This window comes from Saccharopolyspora thermophila, assembly GCF_014646075.1.
GTDB lineage: Bacteria > Actinomycetota > Actinomycetes > Mycobacteriales > Pseudonocardiaceae > Saccharopolyspora > Saccharopolyspora thermophila.
On sequence record NZ_BMMT01000001.1, the window covers coordinates 663,921 to 683,965 of the forward strand.

Annotated in this window: 18 protein-coding genes; 11 read left to right on the plus strand and 7 right to left on the minus strand. The window is 69.1% G+C overall.

The window, feature by feature from the left end; genetic code table 11:
• Nucleotides 1-228 precede the first annotated feature (228 nt).
• Entirely contained in the window at nucleotides 229-1,275 is a 1,047-nt protein-coding gene (locus IEY17_RS02960) for a hypothetical protein (protein WP_188985070.1), read from the plus strand.
• A gap of 7 nt (nucleotides 1,276-1,282) precedes the next feature.
• On the opposite strand, the gene IEY17_RS02965 is transcribed toward IEY17_RS02960, so the two are convergent.
• The gene (locus IEY17_RS02965; RefSeq protein ID WP_188985073.1) at nucleotides 1,283-1,774 is read right to left on the minus strand and encodes a Pycsar system effector family protein; all 492 of its coding nucleotides are present in this window, start codon (nucleotides 1,772-1,774) and stop codon (nucleotides 1,283-1,285) included.
• Between the two features lie 144 nt (nucleotides 1,775-1,918).
• Between IEY17_RS02965 and IEY17_RS02970 the strand changes: the two genes are divergently transcribed.
• From IEY17_RS02970 to IEY17_RS02985, 4 genes are all read left to right on the plus strand, one after another.
• Nucleotides 1,919-2,599 carry a Crp/Fnr family transcriptional regulator gene (locus IEY17_RS02970; RefSeq protein WP_229679787.1) on the plus strand — a complete coding sequence of 227 codons (681 nt, stop codon included), beginning with the start codon at nucleotides 1,919-1,921 and terminating at the stop codon, nucleotides 2,597-2,599.
• Nucleotides 2,600-2,700: 101 nt separating this feature from the next.
• Nucleotides 2,701-3,633, plus strand: coding sequence for a hypothetical protein (locus IEY17_RS02975; RefSeq protein ID WP_229679788.1), 933 nt, complete (start codon nucleotides 2,701-2,703; stop codon nucleotides 3,631-3,633).
• Nucleotides 3,623-5,662, plus strand: coding sequence for a hypothetical protein (locus IEY17_RS02980; protein ID WP_188985077.1), 2,040 nt, complete (start codon nucleotides 3,623-3,625; stop codon nucleotides 5,660-5,662). Before IEY17_RS02975 ends, IEY17_RS02980 begins: the two co-directional genes overlap by 11 nt.
• Nucleotides 5,663-5,672: 10 nt before the next feature.
• The gene (locus IEY17_RS02985) at nucleotides 5,673-7,061 is read left to right on the plus strand and encodes a cytochrome b family protein (RefSeq protein ID WP_188985078.1); all 1,389 of its coding nucleotides are present in this window, start codon (nucleotides 5,673-5,675) and stop codon (nucleotides 7,059-7,061) included.
• Between the two features lie 75 nt (nucleotides 7,062-7,136).
• On the opposite strand, the gene IEY17_RS02990 is transcribed toward IEY17_RS02985, so the two are convergent.
• The 5 genes from IEY17_RS02990 to IEY17_RS03010 all read right to left on the minus strand — a co-directional run bounded on the left by IEY17_RS02990 (nucleotide 7,137) and on the right by IEY17_RS03010 (nucleotide 13,136).
• Entirely contained in the window at nucleotides 7,137-8,012 is an 876-nt protein-coding gene (locus tag IEY17_RS02990) for a DUF72 domain-containing protein (protein WP_229679789.1), read from the minus strand.
• Between the two features lie 254 nt (nucleotides 8,013-8,266).
• Nucleotides 8,267-9,088: an FAD binding domain-containing protein gene (locus tag IEY17_RS02995; protein ID WP_188985080.1), complete on the minus strand. Its 822-nt coding sequence runs from the start codon at nucleotides 9,086-9,088 to the stop codon at nucleotides 8,267-8,269.
• Complete coding sequence (locus IEY17_RS03000) at nucleotides 9,085-9,558, minus strand: (2Fe-2S)-binding protein (RefSeq protein WP_188985082.1); 474 nt, start codon at nucleotides 9,556-9,558, stop codon at nucleotides 9,085-9,087. The genes IEY17_RS02995 and IEY17_RS03000 overlap by 4 nt, the downstream gene beginning before the upstream one ends.
• A 69-nt stretch (nucleotides 9,559-9,627) precedes the next feature.
• On the minus strand, nucleotides 9,628-11,886 hold the full coding sequence (locus IEY17_RS03005; protein ID WP_188985084.1) for a xanthine dehydrogenase family protein molybdopterin-binding subunit: 2,259 nt from the start codon (nucleotides 11,884-11,886) through the stop codon (nucleotides 9,628-9,630).
• Nucleotides 11,887-12,527: 641 nt separating this feature from the next.
• Nucleotides 12,528-13,136, minus strand: a complete 609-nt coding sequence (locus IEY17_RS03010) for an LLM class flavin-dependent oxidoreductase (protein WP_229679790.1) — start codon at nucleotides 13,134-13,136, stop codon at nucleotides 12,528-12,530.
• A gap of 44 nt (nucleotides 13,137-13,180) precedes the next feature.
• On the opposite strand from IEY17_RS03010, the gene IEY17_RS03015 reads away from it, so the two are divergent.
• The 6 genes from IEY17_RS03015 to IEY17_RS03040 all read left to right on the plus strand — a co-directional run bounded on the left by IEY17_RS03015 (nucleotide 13,181) and on the right by IEY17_RS03040 (nucleotide 18,968).
• Nucleotides 13,181-13,456 carry a hypothetical protein gene (locus IEY17_RS03015; RefSeq protein WP_188985086.1) on the plus strand — a complete coding sequence of 92 codons (276 nt, stop codon included), beginning with the start codon at nucleotides 13,181-13,183 and terminating at the stop codon, nucleotides 13,454-13,456.
• Between the two features lie 199 nt (nucleotides 13,457-13,655).
• Nucleotides 13,656-13,946, plus strand: coding sequence for a hypothetical protein (locus tag IEY17_RS03020; protein WP_188985088.1), 291 nt, complete (start codon nucleotides 13,656-13,658; stop codon nucleotides 13,944-13,946).
• 203 nt (nucleotides 13,947-14,149) lie between these two features.
• Nucleotides 14,150-14,950 carry a hypothetical protein gene (locus IEY17_RS03025; RefSeq protein WP_188985090.1) on the plus strand — a complete coding sequence of 267 codons (801 nt, stop codon included), beginning with the start codon at nucleotides 14,150-14,152 and terminating at the stop codon, nucleotides 14,948-14,950.
• 10 nt (nucleotides 14,951-14,960) lie between these two features.
• Nucleotides 14,961-16,859: a fumarate reductase/succinate dehydrogenase flavoprotein subunit gene (locus IEY17_RS03030; protein ID WP_188985092.1), complete on the plus strand. Its 1,899-nt coding sequence runs from the start codon at nucleotides 14,961-14,963 to the stop codon at nucleotides 16,857-16,859.
• Nucleotides 16,859-17,602 (plus strand): succinate dehydrogenase/fumarate reductase iron-sulfur subunit, encoded by a 744-nt coding sequence (locus tag IEY17_RS03035; protein WP_188985094.1) that lies wholly within the window; start codon nucleotides 16,859-16,861, stop codon nucleotides 17,600-17,602. The genes IEY17_RS03030 and IEY17_RS03035 overlap by 1 nt, the downstream gene beginning before the upstream one ends.
• 691 nt (nucleotides 17,603-18,293) lie before the next feature.
• A complete protein-coding gene (locus IEY17_RS03040) occupies nucleotides 18,294-18,968 on the plus strand; it encodes a VanZ family protein (RefSeq protein ID WP_188985096.1) in 675 nt (224 codons plus the stop codon).
• A 54-nt stretch (nucleotides 18,969-19,022) separates the two neighbouring features.
• Here IEY17_RS03040 and IEY17_RS03045 read toward each other — a convergent pair whose 3' ends face one another.
• On the minus strand, nucleotides 19,023-19,895 hold the full coding sequence (locus IEY17_RS03045; RefSeq protein ID WP_188985098.1) for an SDR family oxidoreductase: 873 nt from the start codon (nucleotides 19,893-19,895) through the stop codon (nucleotides 19,023-19,025).
• Between the last annotated feature and the right edge of the window lie 150 nt (nucleotides 19,896-20,045).

A 20,045-nucleotide genomic window follows, 5' to 3' on the forward strand; every position in this document is an offset into this window, starting at 1 on the left:
GCGGCCTCGGCGTCCGGCGCGATCTGCTCGACCTCGTCGACGCGGTGAGCCTCGCGCAGCTCCCCGATCCCCGGAAGCGGGGCACCCGGGTGCGGCGAGCTGCCTGATGACGCCACCGCGATCTTCGTCCGGATGTGATCCGGGTCCTGCTCTGTTCGAGCGGAAATCCCGTCGAATGGTTCTTCCGCGGCGCGGGCAGCCGGTACCAAGTGACGGGAGGGATCCTCGATGAACCATGAGCAGCGGCACGTGGTGTGGGTCGTGTCGGTGATCGCGGTCCTGCTGTGGGGTGTGCTCGCGTTCCGCTACGGCTGGCCGTTGTGGTCCTGGGTGGTGCTGGCGTTCGCCACGCTGGTGGCCCCGTGGGTCGTCGCCTGGCGGATACGCGACTGGCGGCAGCGGCGGGAGCGGCCCGCCGACCAGCCCACCGAAGCGCTCCCCGCACCCCAGGCCCCGCGGCCAGCGGTGCAGGAGGTTTCCGGGGTGCCGCTGCGCAGCGCCCACCCGGACTACCGGTTCCTCTTTTCTGCCAAGGTCTTCTGGTACTCCAAACCGGACGTTCCCGGGCTGCCGCACGCCAATCCCGGTGGTCTCGCGGTGGACCTGGTCCTGCAGCACGCCAAGCAGGTCGTCGAACTGTTCCCGCCGGACGAGGCCGACCTGGCCCGGCACCGGCTGACCGCCGCGCTCGGCACGGTACTGTCCGATCCCTCCGGGCATGTCGCGGCCTGGGCCGCGGAGGTGGAACTCGGCCTCTCCGCGGAGGATTCGGCCCGGTTACAGCGGTTGTCGGACGCGCGCAAGGCCGCGGAGCTGTGGGAACAGGCGCGCGACCACGAACGCCGCCGACGCGCGTACCTGGCTGAGGACGTGCTGAAGAACACCGGCAGCGCCGTGGTCTGGTGGTTGGCGCGCCAGGACGGCGACCTCGACGAGGCGGTGCGGCAGATCGGCAACCTCCGCCGGCTCACCGCCGCCGCGCACGACACCCGGGTGCCCGACCCGGACCCCGACCATCCAAAGTGGATTCCAGCGATGCCCTCGGACTCCTTCATGTTCGAGGACTTTGAGCTGCACAACGACGACGTCGGCGCCTGGCACCACGTGTTCGCCGCGATCGAGGCCCTCGCGACCGGGGAGGAACGAGCCCAGCTGAGCGGACGCCTGGCCGAAGTGCTGGCGGCGCACGGCCACCGCGACCTCGCGGCGCTGGTCCGAGACCGCTTCGCCGCAGCGGAAGCCCGCCAGGAACTCCCCCGCTCCGAAACCGCCTGAGGAAAAGTCAGGGCTTCGCCAAACCGGCGGCCAGCGCGATGACGAGAGCTGCGCCGAAAAGCCAGATCGCGAGGGCGACGCTGCGGAATTTGCGCCGGGCGATGCGGCTGGTGGCCCAAAGCTGCTCCGCCAACGCGGCTTCCAACCGCTGTGGGTCCTCGAGCGCCGCTCGATAGACCGGCACGAAGTCGGCAGCCCTGGCGTATCGGCGTGCGACGTTGTCGAAGTACAGCAGCGATCGTGACGTATCCGTGCGCAGCCGCGGGATGAACACCCTCAACGACAACAGGATGCTCGCACTGACCGCAGCGGTGCTCAGCAGAAGCAGTCCTACGTGCGGCCACTCGACAAGCCAGCGGTTCTGAGCCGGGAGCGCGCGCACCAGCATGCCGCCGAGGACCCCGCTTGCTGCGAGCATCGCGCCGGCCTTGGTGTCCGCGACCTTGATCAGATCGTTCGTGTGTTGGATCGCTTTCCAAGCGTCATCGCTGGACGTCATGCACCGAGTTTTGCGGCGAATTCTCCCGAACACCAAGGCCATTCGAGTGAGACGCTGGTGACGCCTGGATCGCGCGTTACTCTGTTCGAGCGAACTGCGTGGAAATGCGTCGTGTGCGGCGCGCTGAACCGGTACGGACATCGCGTGCAGTATCAGGAAGACAACTCGCTGCGCGGGTTTGCCCGACTGCTCGGTGAACGGCGCTGGGCAGAGTTGGTGGAAATGGGCGCGCTCCGCAGCTACCGACCGGGAGCGTTTCTCATCCGTCAGGGGGACCGCGGAGGCTTCCTCCTCGCGCTGACGAGCGGACGCGTGAAGGTGTTGGCCAGCGAGCGCGATGGTTCGGAGGTGCTGCTCTCGCTTCGAGGCCCGGGCGACCTCGTGGGGGAGATGGCGGCCAAGCGTGAAAACGAGCGGTCGGCCACCGTGCAGGCGGTGGACAACTGCACGGCGCGTTTCCTGCTGCGGACGGACTTCGATCGCTTCCTGCTCGAACAGGACGCGCATGCGCTCTTCGCCGACTACCTCGTGGCGAAGCTCTCCGAGACGGTCCCGTACCAGATCCACCAAGTGCACTTCAGTCCGAAGCAGCGCGTTGCGCGTCTGCTGCTGGAGGTCGTTCGGCTCGCCGATCCGAGCCACCCAGATCACTGGCGCGTGCCCTTCTCCCAGGATGGGTTGGCCTCCGCGTTGGGGCTTGCCAGGAGCACGGTGGCGGAGCAACTCAGCGCGCTTCGATCCGACGGCGTGCTCGGTCCCGGCCCCCGGATTGTCGTTGCCGACGTCCAGGCGCTCGCCCGGCAGGCAGGCGCGATCGATCGATAGTGATGTATGACACTTCTGTTCTGTCTGCTCGCGGACAGTTCTCCTCAGCGGTTTCCCAGATCCTCGGCATGTCCGAGTCCGTTCGGTGGAAAGGAAGACGTGTGAACAAGTGCCGAAGCGAAGTGGTCGAACTTCCCCCGTACCGCGCATTGCTGGTCGTCGATGTGAAAAACTTTAGCGGTGAGAAGGGGCGTGACCACGCGCGGATCACCCGGCATATTCCGGTGATCCTGGAGCAGGCGCTCATTCGGTGCGGCCTTGGCGAGTTGCGGGAGCGCGTGCGCTTCGAGGGCTCGACCGGTGATGGCTACTTCTGGGGGTTCGACCCGGCTTTCCTCCCGTTCCTGCTGAACCCATTCCTGGCGGCGCTCCAGGATGAACTGGAGTACCAGAACAAGGTGAACCTCGGCAGCGATCGCCAGTATCTGCGGATGCGCGTCAGCATCAACGTCGGGCCCATGACGGACTCCGGCGGGAACGACATCAGTGATGGAAGTGGTGACGCGCGGATCGAGACGCATCGCCTGCTCGATTCGAAGCCGGTTCGCGACATGCTCACCAGGTCCACCAGTACGACCTGCGTGGCTGCGATCATCTCCCGCCGGGTGTACGAAGACGCGATCGTCTCGGGGTACGCGGCGGACGCTCCGGAGCTCTACGTGCCGGTCGACGTCGAGGTGAAGACGTACTGCGGCACGGCCTATCTTCGTGTTCCGAAGCCATCTGGTGATCTCCTGGCCAGCGGGTTCACCCCTCCGGAGCCGGCCGGAACAGGGCCGTCAGCGGAAGCTGACGACGTGGAAGGCTCCGGCAGCGGAGTGCAACAGCAGGAAAGCCGCTCCTCCATCGTGGGGATCACGCACGTCCAGGGTGGGGTGGGCACCGCGATCACAGGCCACCAGCCCCAGGTCCACGTGGGCCGGGGCGACCAGTTCAATGCTCCGCTCGGAGATGGGGTGAACATCATCGGCACCAACCGGGGGCGGATCAGGCACCACGTGAACAAGAGCGGAGATCAAGGTGATGGGCGCTGAACTGGCCGGGTTCGTCGGGATCGAGCGGGTCGACGGGGATGTCGGTACCTCCGTCACCGGCGACGGTGCGCGGGTGCACACCGGCCACGGCCCCCAGTACAACGTCAGTGGCGAGACCATCATCTTCACCGAAAGCGACGGTCGGGTCCGTCGTCAGCGGACCTTCTCCCGTGCGATGGCCGATGAGCAGCTCACCGCACGTTTTGTTGAGCCGCCGCGCTTCGCGCGAGCTGAAGAGAAGCTGGAAGAGTTCCGAACCGTTTTCCTCGATGGGCCTCTGGGCAGTGGGCGTCACACTGCTGCGCAGATGCTGCTCCAGAGAGTGGGGCGTGACGATTCCCAGTTCCGCATGCTCTCCGTGGAAGGTGACGAGGACGCGGAGATGTCACTCAGGCCGGACTCGGTCCAGCCAGGTGAACGCCTGCTGCTTGACCTGTCCGGTGAAGCGAGGGCGGAGAGGTTCCTTGACGTCCAGCAGAAGTTGCTGCCGTTTCGGGCTGCGGTCGTGGAGAACAACGGCGCCCTCGTCGTGATTCCGCCCTCCGAGTTGGTCCACCTGCTGAGCCCGGAGTGGACTCGCCTCAAGGTGGGTATCGGTCGCCCGAGTGGCGAGGCCGTCCTGCTCAAACATCTCCACGCCGACGGCATCGAGGCCGCCCCAGACGACCTCGACATCGACGTGTTGCGACCGCACCTGGATCGTGCACCGATGCGGGACCTGGGCCACCTGTGCCAGCGGATTGCGGAGGCTCGCGATGCCGAACCGCAACACGGGTTCGGAGATTGGGTCGCGCGGGCGTGCGAAGCTCTTGCTGATCGTGCGTCGGAGGTGGCGCGCCGGGCCAAGGAATGGTCCGCACCCCAGCGAGCATGGGCATTGGCGGCCGCGATGTTGAAGGATTCGCACGCCGACTCCGTTCAATCGGCCGCGATCTCGTTGCTGCATCGCCTCAAGTACCCCAAGGAGGAAACGCACGTTCTGGAGCGAGACGGGCTCGACGAGTCGCTACGCGTGATCGATGTCGTGCCGAACGCCGATCGTCAGGTCACGTTTACGAAGCTCGGTTACGACAACGCGGTACGCGATCACTTCTGGACGAACTATCCAGAACTGCGTGTGCCGCTGCGCGACTGGATCGGCAGCTGCGTCCTGGACGCGGGAATCACCGATGCAGATCGGGACAGGCTGGTCGCCCGTTTCGCTGAACAGGCACGTCGCACTGGCCGGGTCACGGACCTGTGCACGCTCGCCGAGCGATGGACGCGCCGTGAGGGAGCGCGGCACTCGGTGGCACGCGCCCTCCAGTGGGCGGCCAGCGCACTGGCATATGGATTGCGGGAGGATCCGACGACGGGGATGTCGGCGGCGACCGTTCGGCGCAGGATCTACACGTGGGCGAGCCAACCGAACCTCTCGGTTGACCTCGCGCACGTGCTGATCTCGGTGTGCGCCGACGTGATGGCCGAGACGCATCCGGACCATGCCGTGGTGCGGTTGCGCCTGTTGGCTGCGCACAACGAACCGAACGTCGCGGAGGCGGCGAAGGATGCCGTCGTGGGCCTCGCTGAGGACAACCGGTTCTACCGCCGACTGCTGTGGTGGATGAGAACGTGGCTGATCCACCATTCCAAACGATCTGACGTCGAGCTCTTCCTTGCGACGTCAGCTCCCCGTCGCTTGGTCGACACCACGTCGCGCTCCACCGCGCTGATCACCAACAGCGCTGTTCGTGAACAGCTGGTCATCGGCTGGCGCGCGGTCCTGAACAGCCACGTGGACGGCTGGAAGAAGGAAGTCGGAAAGTGGCTCAGCGCCTCCCGCACCAGCTCGTACGGACCGAGCCTGTTGGGTGTGCTGGTCGACGCTGCTGGAGGTGAGCTGGCCAAACTGGCGATGCTGCACGTGACCGCGCGCGACTGGGCCGCTGCTGCCAGGGATGTGGAAGAACGCGCCGGACGGCAGCAGGTGAGCAGAAAGCTCGCTTCGGAGATCGATGCCGCGCAGGGGTTGCGGCTCGCGTATTCCTAGGGAAAGCACGATGTTGAGCAGTGATCAGAAGACGAGGTTGCACGCCCTCTCGGTCGTTGTTGCGGCTGTTTTCGGTGTGCTCGGTGTGCTCTACAGCTGGCCTTCGTGGCTGTGGATGGGGCTGGTGGCAGTGTCGCTGCTGGCGCCATCGGCGATCTCGTACGCACTTGTCGAATGGCACTTGCGTAAACGGACTCGACGAGTTCGCGAGGATTCGAAGCCCGATGTCGCGGAAGAACCACAACCGATGCCCGAACCTCCTGCTCCGCAGGAATATGTGGTGCGAGATGTGCTGTTGCGCAGCGCTCGCGCGGACTACCAGTTCGTTTTCGGTTGCAACGTGTTCTGGCGTGTGTTGCCGGGGGCTCCTGGCCTTCCGCACGCGAATCCGGGAGCGCTTGCCGCGGACCTCCTTCTCGCCGAGGCTGCGAACGTTGCCGCTGCAACGCCACCTGATGAGGTGAGCCGTGCCCGATACCGGATGACGAACGTGCTCGGCTCGGCACGAGTGGATCCGACGGGGTGCGTGGAGGTCTGGGCGGATGGAATCGTCCTTTCGCTGACCGAGAAGGACGAGGAACGCCTCAGGCGCCTTGCGGAGGTGCGCAAGGACGAAGAGGTGTGGGAGCACGAGCGCAGTTATGAGCGGAACGTGCGTGCGTACCTGGGGGACGATGTGCTGGCGACTCCTGGGAGTGCGTTGGTGTGGTGGTTGGCAGGGCCCCGCACCGACGAGAAGAAACGTGTCGACGAGGCCGTGTCGAAGATTGAGAACCTGCAGAGGCTGTCCTCTGCTGCGGCTGTTTCGGAACTGCCCCCGTGGTCGACGCCCAGCGCGGTCGGGGCCCTGGGAGGGGCGTTCGCTGGGGCGGCTACCGGCTTTGCGCCATCCACGGGTGTGGTGCATGAGGTGTCGCAGCTGCCATACGTGGTGGCTGAGCCGGCAGCGGAGGGCGAGCGCGGCTTCTTTGGTGCGCCGGACCCGTCCGTGAAAACCCATGCGATCGGTCTCGTCGAGGAACTCCCAGACGGACCGGAGAGAGACGTTTTTGCTCGCCGATTGGCTGATCTCCTCGATGCACAAGGACGCCCTGAGGAAGCGGAGGAGGTTCGGCGTCGGTTCGATGCGCCGTCACACTTCGAGGAGGGCCTGGACGTCGACGGAGAACCGGACACCAGCCCGGGCTCTGTTGTCGTGGAGACCACTCACATCGGTGACGAGGAGGAAGTACCCACTCGGTCGTTCAACCATCGCTCACCCGAGAACGTCTCCGCATCCCTGCAGTCCGTGCCATCGATGAACCGGGACGTGATCGTAGGGCAGGTCGAGCCAGGTGAAGGGTTGCAGCGGCGATCCAACGGAGCGGCGCCGCGCGAGAGCAGCGGTCAGCAGGGATAGCCACAGTTGACCTCGGCGATCTGCGGCGAAGCCGGCACCCGCAGTTCGCCGAGGCTCGTTGAGCTCTTCGGGGCGTCAGGTGCAACGGGTGGCGAGGGACATGGCGTCTTCGGGAGCGTGGGCCTGCACGTCGTTGTCAAAGTAGACGTACACGTCCCGGCCACTCGACCTCGGGGCCGGGGGCGCCACCGTGTGCTCGGTCCGGGGACTGCGGCCCGCTCGCCAGGCCCGGATCAGGCCCGCCCAGCGGTCGAGGTCCTCCGGGGTGTAGCCGCTGGCGTAGAGCTCCTCGGCGCCGTGCAGGCGGACGTAGACGAAGTCGCTGGTGACGTCCTCCAGGTAAGGCCAGGTGCCCGCCGCGTCGGACACCACCAGGGCGATGTCGTGCTCGCGCAGCAGCTCGACCGGTTCGGGGGAGGCGAAGCTCGGGTGGCGCACCTCCACGGCGTGGCGCAGCGGGCGGTCCGCGTCGGTTTCGGTGAACGCGCGGCCCGCCAGGCGCTCGTCGTGGCGGGCGGCCAGCTCGGCCGCCGCCGCGGTGCTGCGGGGTAGCAGGGCGAAGAAGGCCGCCAGGCGCGCCGGGTCGAAGGCGAGGTTCGGCGGCAGTTGCCACAGCAGCGGGCCGAGCTTCGGGCCGAGCGCGAGGACGCCGGAGGCGAAGAAGTTCGCCAGCGGCGTTTCCACGTCGCGCAGCTTCTTCATGTGGGTGATGTAGCGGCTTCCCTTCACCGCGAACAGGAAGTCGTCCGGGGTTTGCTCGGCCCAGCTGCGGTAGTGCTCGGGGCGCTTCAGCGAGTAGAACGACGCGTTGATCTCTGTTGAGTCGAGGCGCCGCGACAGGAACTCCAGTTCGGCGCCGCGGCGCAGGTCACGCGGGTAGAACGGCCCGTGCCACGGGCCGTACACCCAGCCGGACGTGCCGATCCGGATCCGGTGCGACGGACGCGCCACGCCACCCACGGTAGCCCCCACCCTGCACTCCCGCCGAAGTCCTGGCCGGGTTCCCGAATGCAGGCAGACGTGGGAAACGCCAGGCCGGCACGGCCGGGAGGGTGCGCAGGTTTGATTCCACAGTGGACTCCTCGGTTTCGGTTTGTTCGGTCGAGTGTGCCGGGTTGGACCGTCCGATTGCGATGTGGCGCCGAAGCCGGGGTCGGAACGGGTGAGGGGCATCCCGGGAACCGGAATGCCCCTCACCCGGATGGTCACGCGCTTCGGGTGGCCGCGGCCTCCAGAGCGCGGCGCACCAGGACCTTCGCCAGGTGCCTGCGGTAGTCGGCGCTGGCACTGGCCTGGTCCGGCGGCGAGGTGTCCTCCGTCGCCCGCTCGGCCGCCTCGGCGGGGCTCGCCCCGGCCGCCAGTGCCTCCTCCACGCCGCGCGCCCGCATCGGTGTCGGGCCCATGTTCACCAGCGCCACCCGCTGTCCGGCGACGGCCACCCCGACCACCGCCCAGTCGATCGCGCGCTTGGTGAACTTCTGGAAGTCCCAGCCCTGTCCCGGATTCTTCGCGAACCGGATCTCCACCAGCAGCTCGTCCTCGCCGAGTGCGGTCTCGAAGAAGTCGGTGAAGAACTCCGTCGCCGGGATTTCCCGGGTGCCCGACGGCCCCTGCGCGACCAGCACCGCGTCCAGCGCCAGCACCACCGCCGGCAGGTCCGACGCCGGGTCGCCGTGCGCCAGCGAACCGCCGATGGTGCCGCGGTGGCGGACCTGCGGGTCGCCGATGGTGCCCGCCGCGTGCGCCAGCAGCGGCAGCTCCCGGGCCAGCAGGTCGGAGTGCTCCAGGTCGTGGTGCCGGGTCAGCGCCCCGATCCGGATCTCGTCGCCCTCCTCGCGGATGTAGGACAGCTCGCGCAGCCCGCCGAGGTCGATCAGCACCTCCGGCGCCGACAGCCGCAGCTTCATCAGCGGCAGCAGCGAGTGCCCGCCGGCCAGCAGCTTCGCGTCGTCGCCGTGCTCGGCGAGCAGGCTCAGCGCCTCCTCGACGGAGTTCGCCTTCTTGTAGGTGAACGCGGCAGGAATCATTCCGTGGCCCCCGACCTCTCCCGGGCCGCGGCCAGCACGGCTTGGACGATGTTGTGGTAGCCGGTGCACCGGCAGAGGTTGCCCTCCAGGCCGGAGCGCACATCGGCCTCGGTCGGGTTCGGGTTCTCCGCCACCAGCGACACCGCGGCCATCACCATGCCCGGCGTGCAGAACCCGCACTGCAGCCCGTGCTCACGCTGGAACGCGCGCTGCATCGGGTGCAGGGTCTCGCCGTCGGCGAGGCCCTCGATGGTGGTGACCTCGTGGCCGTCGGCCTGGGCGGCCAGCACGGTGCAGGACTTCACCGACTCCCCGTCGAGCAGCACCGTGCAGGCCCCGCACGAGGTGGTGTCGCAGCCGATGTTGGTGCCGGTCAGCCCGCAGGTGTCGCGGAGGTAGTGGACGAGCAGCGTGCGGTCCTCGACCTCGTGGCTGCGCTGCTCGCCGTTGACGTTGATGGAAACTTGCACGAACGAACTCCTAAGCGCTCGTCAGGCGGACTCGCCCGATCATTCACCCGAACGTCGTGGGCGGCTGTTCTATGCCTGGTTGATCGCCCTCCACACCCGCTCGGGAGTGGCCGGCATGTCGATGTGGGTGACCCCGAGATGGGACAGCGCGTCCACCACCGCGTTCTGCACCGCCGGGGTGGCGCCGATGGTGCCCGCCTCACCGATGCCCTTGGCGCCCAGCGGGTTGAGCGTCGTCGGGGTCTCCATCGTGAGCAGTTCGAAACTGGGCAGCTCCGCCGCGGTGATGAAGGCGTAGTCGGCGAGGTTGGCGTTCTGCGGGTTGCCGTCGGCGTCGTAGGTGACCTCCTCCAGCAGCGCCTGCGCGGCACCCTGCGCGATGCCGCCGTGCCGCTGGCCCTCGGTGAGGACCGGGTTGATGATCGTCCCGGCGTCGTCGACGCTGACGTGCCGCAGGTAGTCGACCTTGCCGGTCTCGGTGTCCACCTCGACGACCGCGAGGTGGGTGCCGAACGGGAAGGTCGGCCGGTCCTCGGTGAAGTGCACGTCGGCGGCCAGCCCGCCCTCGGTGCGCTGGGCCAGCTCGGCCCACGACATCGCGACGTTCGGCGTGCCGCGGACCCGCCAGCTGCCGTCGACGAGTTCCAGGTCGGCCTCGTCGATCTCGATCAGCTCGGCGGCCAGCCTGCGGCCCTTCTTCAGCACGTCCGTCGCGGCCCGGTACACCGCCGACCCGCCCAGCTGCAGCGAGCGGGACCCCATGGTGCCCATGCCCTCCGGGATCAGGTCGGTGTCGCCGTGCACGACCTCGATCCGGTCCAGGTCGATGCCGAGCTTCTCCGACACCAGCATCGCGTAGGACGTCCAGTGCCCCTGGCCGTGCGGGGAGCTGCCGGTGAGCACCAGGACACTGCCGTCCGGGCGGACCTCGACGTGCCCGGTCTCGCCCTCGGTGTTGTTCGGCGCGGTGATCTCCACGTAGCTGGCCAGCCCGATGCCGAGCTGACGGGTGGCGCCCTCGGCGCGCCGCTTGGCCTGCTCCTCGCGCAGCGCCGTGTAGTCCGCGGCCTCCAGCACCGCGTCCAGGCCCTTGATGTACTCGCCGGTGTCGTAGGTGACGCCGCCGGGCGTCGTGAACGGGAACTGCTCCGGGCGCACCAGGTTGCGGCGGCGCACCTCGGCGGGGTCGACGCCGATCTCGGCGGCGAACAGGTCCATCGCCCGCTCCACCGCGGCCGTCGCCTCGGGGCGGCCCGCGCCGCGGTAGGCGCCGACGGGCGTGGTGTTGGTGACCACCCCGCGCGCCACCGACTCGACCTTCGGGATGTCGTAGACGCCGCTGACCATCATTCTGGTGAACATTGGCAGGAACGCGCCCAGCCGCGGGTACGCGCCCACGTCCTGGGTGATCTCCAGCCGGTACGCCAGGACGGTGCCGTCGCGGCGGCCGCCGATGGTGACCCGCTGCCGCTGCGCGCGGCCGTGGGTCATCGCGACCAGGTTCTCGCTGCGGCTTTCCACCCACTTCACCGGCCGCCCGAGCCGTTTGGCCAGGAAGGTCAGCAGCACGGCCTCCTGCTCGACGCCGATCTTGGCGCCGAACCCGCCGCCGACGTCCGGGGTGATCACCCGGACCTGTTCCCGCGGCAGCCCCAGGTTGGCCATGACCTCGTCGCGGCAGGTCTGCGCGTTCTGGTTGGACAGCCACAGGGTGACCTTGTCGCCGTCCCACGCGCAGGCCGCGGTCCGCACCTCCAGCGGCGCGGCGGCCACGCGGGTGTTCTCGATCTGCCTGCTGACCACGACCTCGCAGCCGTCGAACAGGTCGTCGGTGGGTTCGCCCACGCTGCCGGTGACGTTCGTGCCGGCCTCAGGGAACAGCAGGACCTCGTCGCGCAGTGCGTCGTCGACGTCGACGACGGGGGTCAGCGGGTCGTAGTCCACGGAGACGAGTTCGGCGGCGTCCTCGCCCTGGGCGCGGGTCTCGGTGACCACGACGGCGACGGGCTCGCCGACATAGCGGACGGTGCCGCGGGCCAGGTGCGGGCGCACCATCGCCGCGGGCGGCCGACCGCTGATGCCCGCGTTCGGCCTGAACGGCGGCAGGTCGACGTCCTCGGCGGTGAACACGCCGACGACCCCGGGCAGGTCACGGGCCTGCTCGGTGTCGATCTCGAGGATCCTCGCGTGCGCCAGCGGACTGCGCACGTAGGTGACGTGCAGCGCCCCTTGCAGGGCGGGTTCGCGCAGGTCGTCGACGTAGGTGCCGCCGACGGTGAGAAGGCGCGGGTCTTCGCGGCGTTCTACCCGGGTGCCGAGAATGCTCAATGGTGCCTCGCAGTCAATGCACAGTCATGATCGGGGACCACCCGCGCGCGGCGGGTGCGGTTCAATCCAGCGGTCAGGCGTCGTTGTTCGAGCCGGTCGCCACCTCCGCTCGCCCTGGCAGCTGGCGCACCCCGGTGGTGGCCGCCCCGCGGAGCAGGACGGCGTGGAAAGGCCAGCATCGTCATGTCGAAGCCCAGGTCCCGCCAGCGTTGCACGGTCGGCACGCCGTCACAACGGATACCGGCGCACACGCCGCTCCTCCGACAGGTGTCCACAATGGACAGAGTGGGGCGTGGTGTCCACACACACCCGGTCGAATCCGCAGCGCCCTGTCAGCTGTGCGGCGGCCGGGCTGAGGCGGGCGATCGTACTCACGCAGCAACCTCTCCGGCTCGGTTTTCCGCGCCCCGGCACGGAGAACCGAGCTCGATGGTCGTCGACAGCGCCGAACGGCGCCCAGGTCGGACACCGACGAGGCACCGCACGCGGGGGGTCGCGCGCGCTGCCAGGTCGCGAAGTGGTTCGGTGGATAGTCCTCAGAACAGTGGCGACTCTAGGTCAGATCCGATGTCTCGTGCAACAACCGACCGGTTGGCCTGCGGCTTTCGGAGGCGCCCTCGACACTGTGGTGAGGCGCGCGTTCAGAAGAGGGCGAAAACCTCGCCGGCGGCGCGGATGGTGCGCAGAGCTGCTTCGCGGGAGCCCGCCCCCTCGGGCATCAGGAGAATCCGGCCGATGCCGAGCGCTTCGCGGCGCTGGGCCAGGAGCCTCCGGCACTCCCGGACGTCACCCGCGATGTGGCAGTCGGCCAGCTGGGCCGCCTCGTCGCGGGCCTGTGCGGGCGTCGGCTTCGGGCGCTCGAGCAGCGGAGTGCCTTCCTGGGCGGCGCGCAGGGTCAGCTCGGTGATCCCCTCGGTCAGCAGGTCGCGGGCGGTCGCGGTGTCCTCAGCGACGGCGAAGTACGACGAGTCGATGTTGTCCCGCGGGTCGAGCTGGTGGCCGTGCTCGGCGGCGGTCTCGGCGTGGGCGTCCAGCACCGCGCGCTTGGTCGGCAGGTCGGTGACCGGGCTGAGCAGGACGGGCAGGCCGTGTCGCGCGGCCAGCCGCGCCGAGTCCGGTGATGCCACGGCCAGCACGAACGGGGCCCGGGACGGCACCGGCGTGGGAATGACCGGCACCTCGTCGAAGCGGTAGCGGTCGCCGCCGCCCTTCGCGCGGCCCTGCCGCAGTGCTGCGTCCAGCAGCGCCACGGATTCGCCGATGTCGCGGAACCCGGGTAGCCCGGTGCCGAAGATTGCACGACGCGGGACTGCGCGGCGTGGCCATGGTCTCCGGTGCGCGCCTGGTCTTCAGCTACGCCGTCGGTTTCGCGCAGCTGGACCTGGTGGGGCCGGGCGAGGACCGGGCGGTCGTCTCACCGATGGAGTCGCTGCCCGCCAACGCCTACCCGCGCGTGGTGGCCGCGGCCCGGGAAACGCGTGGCCGCACCCTGGACGACCAGTTCGAGCTCGGCCTGCGGCCCCTCCTGCTCGGTCCCGCGGCGCTGGCCGCCGAGCAGGTCAGGGCGTGATGGGGCCGCCGTGCGCGGTGATCGTCTACCGGGACCGCCGCCGCACTCCGCCGGAGAACGACGAGACCTGATCGTGGGGCGCTGCACCCCGCCTGGGGGAATTGGCGCAAGATCTACTGTGTGGTACTTGTCACATTCCGTTGTTGGGGGCAGAGTCGGGCCAGTAGCGCCCCACCACTAGGCGGAAGAGGTGTTCGCCATGGCCTCGACGACGACCGAGCTCGCCGAGCTGCACCGCGTCCTCGGCCAGCTCCGCAGCTGCGTCAGCACCCTCCGTAGCCGCTACGGCGACCCGCCGTGCGTGCAGCGGATCAGCAACGACGTGGACCGGCTCGACATCGACGTCGCCGAACTCTCCAACGTGCTGCCCGCACCTCGGCGCAGCGCCGAGACCAGGGACGACGTGGTGATCGTGCCGGACACCCCCTACGACCCCGCGCTGTGGCGGGACGCCGACGACGAGGGCCTGGGCGGGCAGGCCCCGCAGTAGCCGCACCCGCCGCCACCGGTAGGCAGCACCGGCGGGCGCGACACCTGCAGGGGAGACCGGGCACGGCCTCGGGCGGCTTGATCCGGGGAATGCCGGAACTCGTTGGGCCGCATGGTGGGCTATCTGCGGCCCTCCCCGCTGATCGACAACGAGCCTGCGCAGGTGAGCACCGCCGGACAAACCCACGACAACGAGGTCTGCGAATGTCCGCACCCCCCACCACCTTCGGTCGGGCACGGCTTGCCGTGCGCACCCTGCGCACCGACCGCTGGTGGCTCCCACCGCTGGTCACCTTCCTCGCCCTGCTGGCCTTCGTGATCTACGGCGTCATCCGCACGTTCATGAACCAGTGGTACTGGGTCCCCGAGTACCACTACCTGGCGCCGTTCTACTCGCCGTGCCTGTCCACGGCGTGCGTGCCGGGCTCCAGCCACTGGGGCCAGCCCGCGCCGGACCTGGGGCCGCTCGTGCCGCCGCCGATCTTCGTGCTGCCGTTCGTGCTCGGCTTCCGGCTGACCTGCTACTACTACCGGAAGGCGTACTACCGGGCGTTCTGGGCGTCGCCGCCGGCCTGCGCGGTGGCCGAACCGCACCGCCGCTACACCGGCGAGACCCGATTCCCGCTGATCATGCAGAACGTGCACCGCTACTTCTTCTACGCGGCGCTGGTGGTGGCGGCGGTGCTGACCTACGACACGGTGATCGCGTTCCGCGGTGCCGACGGCGGCTTCGGCGTCGGCCTGGGCACGCTGCTGATGGTGGTCAACGTCGTGCTGCTGTGGGCGTACACGGTGTCCTGTCACTCCTGCCGCCACCTGGTGGGCGGCCGGATCAAGCACTTCTCCAAGCACCCGGTGCGCTACTGGCTGTGGACCAAGGTGACCTCGCTCAACGGTCGGCACATGCTGCTGGCCTGGCTGTCGCTGGTGTCGGTGTCGGTGGTGGACATCTACGTGATGTTGGTGGCCGCCGGGGCGTTCCCGGATCCCAGACTGTTCAACTAGAAGGACGTCGATGGTAGAGATCGAGCGGCATGACTACGACGTCGTCGTGATCGGCGCCGGTGGCGCGGGGCTGCGCGCGGCGATCGAGACGCGCTCCCAGGGCCTGCGCACCGCCGTGGTCTGCAAGTCGCTGTTCGGCAAGGCGCACACGGTGATGGCCGAGGGCGGCATCGCCGCCGCGATGGGCAACGTCAACTCCCGCGACAACTGGCAGGTGCACTTCCGCGACACCATGCGCGGCGGGAAGTTCCTCAACAACTGGCGGATGGCGGAGCTGCACGCCAAGGAGGCCCCGGAGCGGGTCTGGGAGCTGGAGACCTACGGGGCGCTGTTCGACCGCACCCCGGACGGCCGGATCAGCCAGCGCAACTTCGGCGGCCACGAGTACCCGCGGCTCGCGCACGTCGGCGACCGCACCGGCCTGGAGCTGATCCGCACGCTCCAGCAGAAGGTCGTGTCCCTGCAGCAGGAGGACCACGCGGAGCTCGGCGACTACGAGGCCCGGCTGAAGGTCTTCCAGGAGTGCACGGTCACCGAACTGCTCAAGGACGGCGACCGGATCTCCGGGGCGTTCGCCTACTGGCGGGAGTCCGGGAGGTTCGTGCTGTTCCGGGCGCCCGCGGTCATTCTGGCCACCGGCGGGATCGGCAAGTCGTTCAAGGTGACCTCGAACTCCTGGGAGTACACCGGCGACGGGCATGCGCTCGCGCTGCGGGCCGGGGCGTCGCTGATCAACATGGAGTTCGTCCAGTTCCACCCGACGGGCATGGTGTGGCCGCCGAGCGTCAAGGGCATCCTGGTCACCGAGTCGGTGCGCGGCGACGGCGGGGTGCTGCGCAACTCCGAGGGCCGCCGGTTCATGTTCGACTACATCCCGGAGGTCTTCAAGGACAACTACGCCGACAACGAGGCCGAGGCCGACCGCTGGTACGACGATCCGGACGGCAACCGGCGCCCACCGGAGCTGCTGCCACGCGACGAGGTGGCGCGGGCGATCAACAACGAGGTCAAGGAGGGGCGCGGTTCCCAGCACGGCGGCGTGTTCCTGGACGTGGCGTCCCGGCTGCCCGCGGAGAAGATCGTCCAGCGGCTGCCGTCCATGTACCACCAGTTCAAGGAACTGGCCGACGTGGACATCACTGCGGAGCCCATGGAGGTCGGCCCGACCTGCCACTACGTGATGGGTGGCGTGGAGGTCGACCCGGACACGGCGGCCTCACGGGTGCCGGGCCTGTTCGCCGCGGGCGAGGTGGCCGGCGGCATGCACGGGTCCAACCGGCTGGGCGGCAACTCGCTGTCCGACCTGCTGGTCTTCGGCCGCCGCGCGGGCGTCGGCGCGGCCGAGTACGTGTCCGGCCTGGCCATCCGGCCGGACATCGCGGAGTCCGATGTGGACGCGGCCGCGCGGCGCGCGCAGCAGCCGTTCGAGGCGGCGGGGGACACGGTCGCCGAGAACCCCTATGCCCTGCACTCCGAACTGCAGCAGGTGATGAACGACCTGGTCGGCATCATCCGCCGCGGCGAGGAGATGCGCCAGGCGCTGGAGCGGCTGCACGACCTCAAGGCCCGCGCCACACTGCTCGCGGTGGAGGGCAACCGGCAGTTCAACCCGGGCTGGCACCTGGCCCTCGATCTGCGCAACATGCTCCTGGTCAGCGAGTGCGTGGCCCGCGCGGCGCTGCTGCGCACCGAGAGTCGCGGCGGCCACACCCGCGACGACCACCCGTCGATGGAGCCGCGGTGGCGCGGCAAGCTGCTGGTCTGCGCGCTGGCGCGGGACCACGTCGAGGTCACCGAGCAGCCGCAGGTGCCGATGCGCGACGACCTGATGGCGCTGTTCACCGTGGAGGAGCTGCGCAAGTACTACACCGAGGACGAGCTCGCTGACGTCACGGCGAAAGGACTCTGATGGGCTACCAGGCGCACTTCCGGGTGTGGCGGGGTTCGGCCGACGGCGGCGAACTGCGCGACTACACCGTCGAGGTCAACGAGGGCGAGGTGGTGCTCGACATCATCCACCGCCTGCAGGCGACCCAGTGCCCGGACATGGCGGTGCGGTGGAACTGCAAGGCGGGCAAGTGCGGCTCGTGCTCGGCGGAGATCAACGGGCGGCCGCAACTGATGTGCATGACCCGGATGTCCACCTTCGACCGCGCGGAGACGGTCACGGTCACCCCGATGCGGACGTTCCCGGTGATCAAGGACCTGGTCACGGACGTGTCATACAACTACGTCAAGGCTCGCGAGGTCCCGGCGTTCGTGCCCCCGGAGGACCTGGAACCGGGCGAGTACCGGATGCAGCAGGTGGACGTGCAGCGCTCGCAGGAGTTCCGCAGGTGCATCGAGTGCTTCCTGTGCCAGAACACCTGCCACGTGATCCGCGACCACGCCGAGAACAAGCAGGCGTTCTCCGGTCCGCGCTTTCTGATGCGGGTGGCGGAACTGGAGATGCACCCGCTGGACGAGGCGGAGAACCGCCCGGAGGCGGCCCGCGGCGACCACGGCCTGGGCCTGTGCAACATCACCAAGTGCTGCACGGAGGTCTGCCCGGAGAACATCCGCATCACCGACAACGCCCTGATCCCGCTGAAGGAACGAGTGGCGGACCGCCGCTACGACCCGATCCTCAGGCTTTTCCGCCGTAAGGACTGAACCGGGTCTCACGGAGGGCCACCCTGCGCCGAGCAGTTCGGCGAAGGGTGGCCCTCGTGCTGCGCGCGCACCGCGTCGGCCCCGGCAGGACATTGGCCATTGTGGACCTCGGCGACTGGTACCCGGCCGACATGTGGAATTCACGGCTTGGACGGCGTGGGAATTGCGGGAATTCCCGGTCAGCGTCTTCGGTGCCGGTCGGTCGCGACGCGAAAAGCCAGTTCACGCACTTTTTCCCAGCTGCTAACCATCCTTTATGGATGAATGCGGAATAGATGGCGGGTTCTTGCCAGAACGGTGGAGCCTCGTGGCTCGGCCGTTATGTTCGACCGCAACCGAGTCGATTCCGGACTCTTTCGGACGCAGCGCGGGGGAGTGGTGGAGGTAGGTGATGCGGGAAGCGCTCGTCGGGCGCCGACAACGGCGACGCGACCGTGGCGGACGACCTGCCGCACCTGACGAACACCCCCGACCTGCCGCGGTGCGGCGGCAGGTGCTGCTGGCGGCCGGACGTCGGCATACCCCGAGCCGACGTCCGGCCGCCGACCACTGATGCCCCTGCAGACACCGGTCAACGCCGACCGCTGGAGATGACGGTTCCCAACGGTTCGCGGGCACCGGTCGATCCACTGTGGATTCGTTTGGTGTCCGGGTGGTCCTGGCGCTGGCGGCCAGAGGAAGTGCGGCGAACGTGCAGCAGATTCTTGTGGCATTCGACGGATTCGCCCCGGTGGTGACGATCCTGCTCCCCGTGGCGCTGCTGGTGGGAGCGGGCTCGGCCGCGGTGCGCCGCTGGGCGCCCGCACGGTCGGCGCGGGACCCGCTGATCGACGCGGCCCTGGTGCACTCGGTGCTCTGCGTGGGGTACCTCGTCTTCACCCCGCAGCGCCCCGCCGCCGAGCGGGTCCACCCGGACCTCGGCAAGGACGTGTCGATGGCGCTGACCGCCGACCCCGGCGACTCGCTGCCCTGGCTGCAGCTGCTGGGCAACCTGGTGCTGCTGCTGCCGCTGGGCGTGCTGGTCCCGCAGCGGGTGCGGTGGTTCGACAACATCGGCAAGATCGCCCTCGGCGGGCTGGTGCTGGCCGCGTCGATCGAGCTGGTCCAGTTCCTGGCGATCACCGGCCGCGTCGCCTCAACCGACGACGTGGTGTGCAACACGATCGGCGCGACCGTCGGCGGCCTCCTGCTGCGGGTGCCGCGCTGGATCGCCGCCGCGACCAGCCGCCCGCAACACAGCGCCACCGGCGACGGCGACCAGACCGTGTGGCTGCTGATCGCCAGGATCGAACAGGAGCGGCAGCGCTGCCAGCAGGCCCCGCCGGTGCGGCGGCGGCCGCGGCTGAGCGGCCAGCGCGCACGATGACTCCGGTGGCCGGGGACTCCTCCCGCGCCAGGCATCCCGGCCACCGGTCCGCCGTCAGCCCTGCAGTTTCTGCTGGCGTTCGCTCAACGAGCGCCCCAGGTTCGCGACCTCCTGCTCCATCTGCGGGATGAGGCGGCGCAGCGTCGGTTTCATCAGGCGCTCGACGAGCCGCGACGACGGCAGGTTGCGCAGCCAGTGCATCAGCATGATCGACCGCGGCACGTACACCCGCCGGGCGCGGCGTTCCACCGCGTCGGCGAAGGCCCGGCTGCAGTCCTCGACGCTGGTGGTTGCGCGCATCGGCCACGGCAGTCGCCTGCGCATCGCGTGGAAGCTGCGCAGGTCGCTGGCCACGTCGCGGACCATGTCCGTGTCGATCCACGACGGATGCGCGCTGCCGACCGCCACGCCCAGGTGCGCCAGCTCCGCGCGCAGCGCGCTGGCCAGGGCGTCGGCCCCGGCCTTGCTCGCGGCGTAGGCCGCCATCCCACCGATCGGTGCGAACGCCGACAGCGACGAGACCACCAGCAGGTAGCCGCGGCGCTCGATCAGCTGCGGCAGCGTCGCGCGGGTGGTGTGGAAGATCCCGTTGAGGTTGACGTCGATGGTCCGGGTGAACGCGCGCGGATCGGTGGTGCGGACCGTGCCGATCGGGGCGATCCCGGCGTTGGCGATGACCACGTCGATGCCGCCCAGCCGCGCAACGGCGCCGGACACCGCGGCCGCGATGGAGTCGGGGTCGGTCACGTCGACCTCGGCCCAGAAGTGGCCCTCGCCGAGCTCGTCGGCGAGGGCCGCGAGCTCGGCCGGTTCCAGGCCCACCAGGGCGAGCCGGGCACCGCGGCGGGCCAGTTCGCGCGCGGTCTGCGCGCCGATCCCCCGCGCGGCGCCGGTGATCAGGACGACCCTGCCGGAAACCTTCGACATGCGCGCTCCCTGGTGGTCATGACCGACGAGTTGGCTACTTGCCAGTAGGCTACTCATGGTAGGTTCTGTGCGCGAGAACCGGAAGAGCGCGCTCCGGCGGTCAGGACGCGTGAAGGGCACCTCGAAAGGTGCCCTTCGACAGGAGTGAAA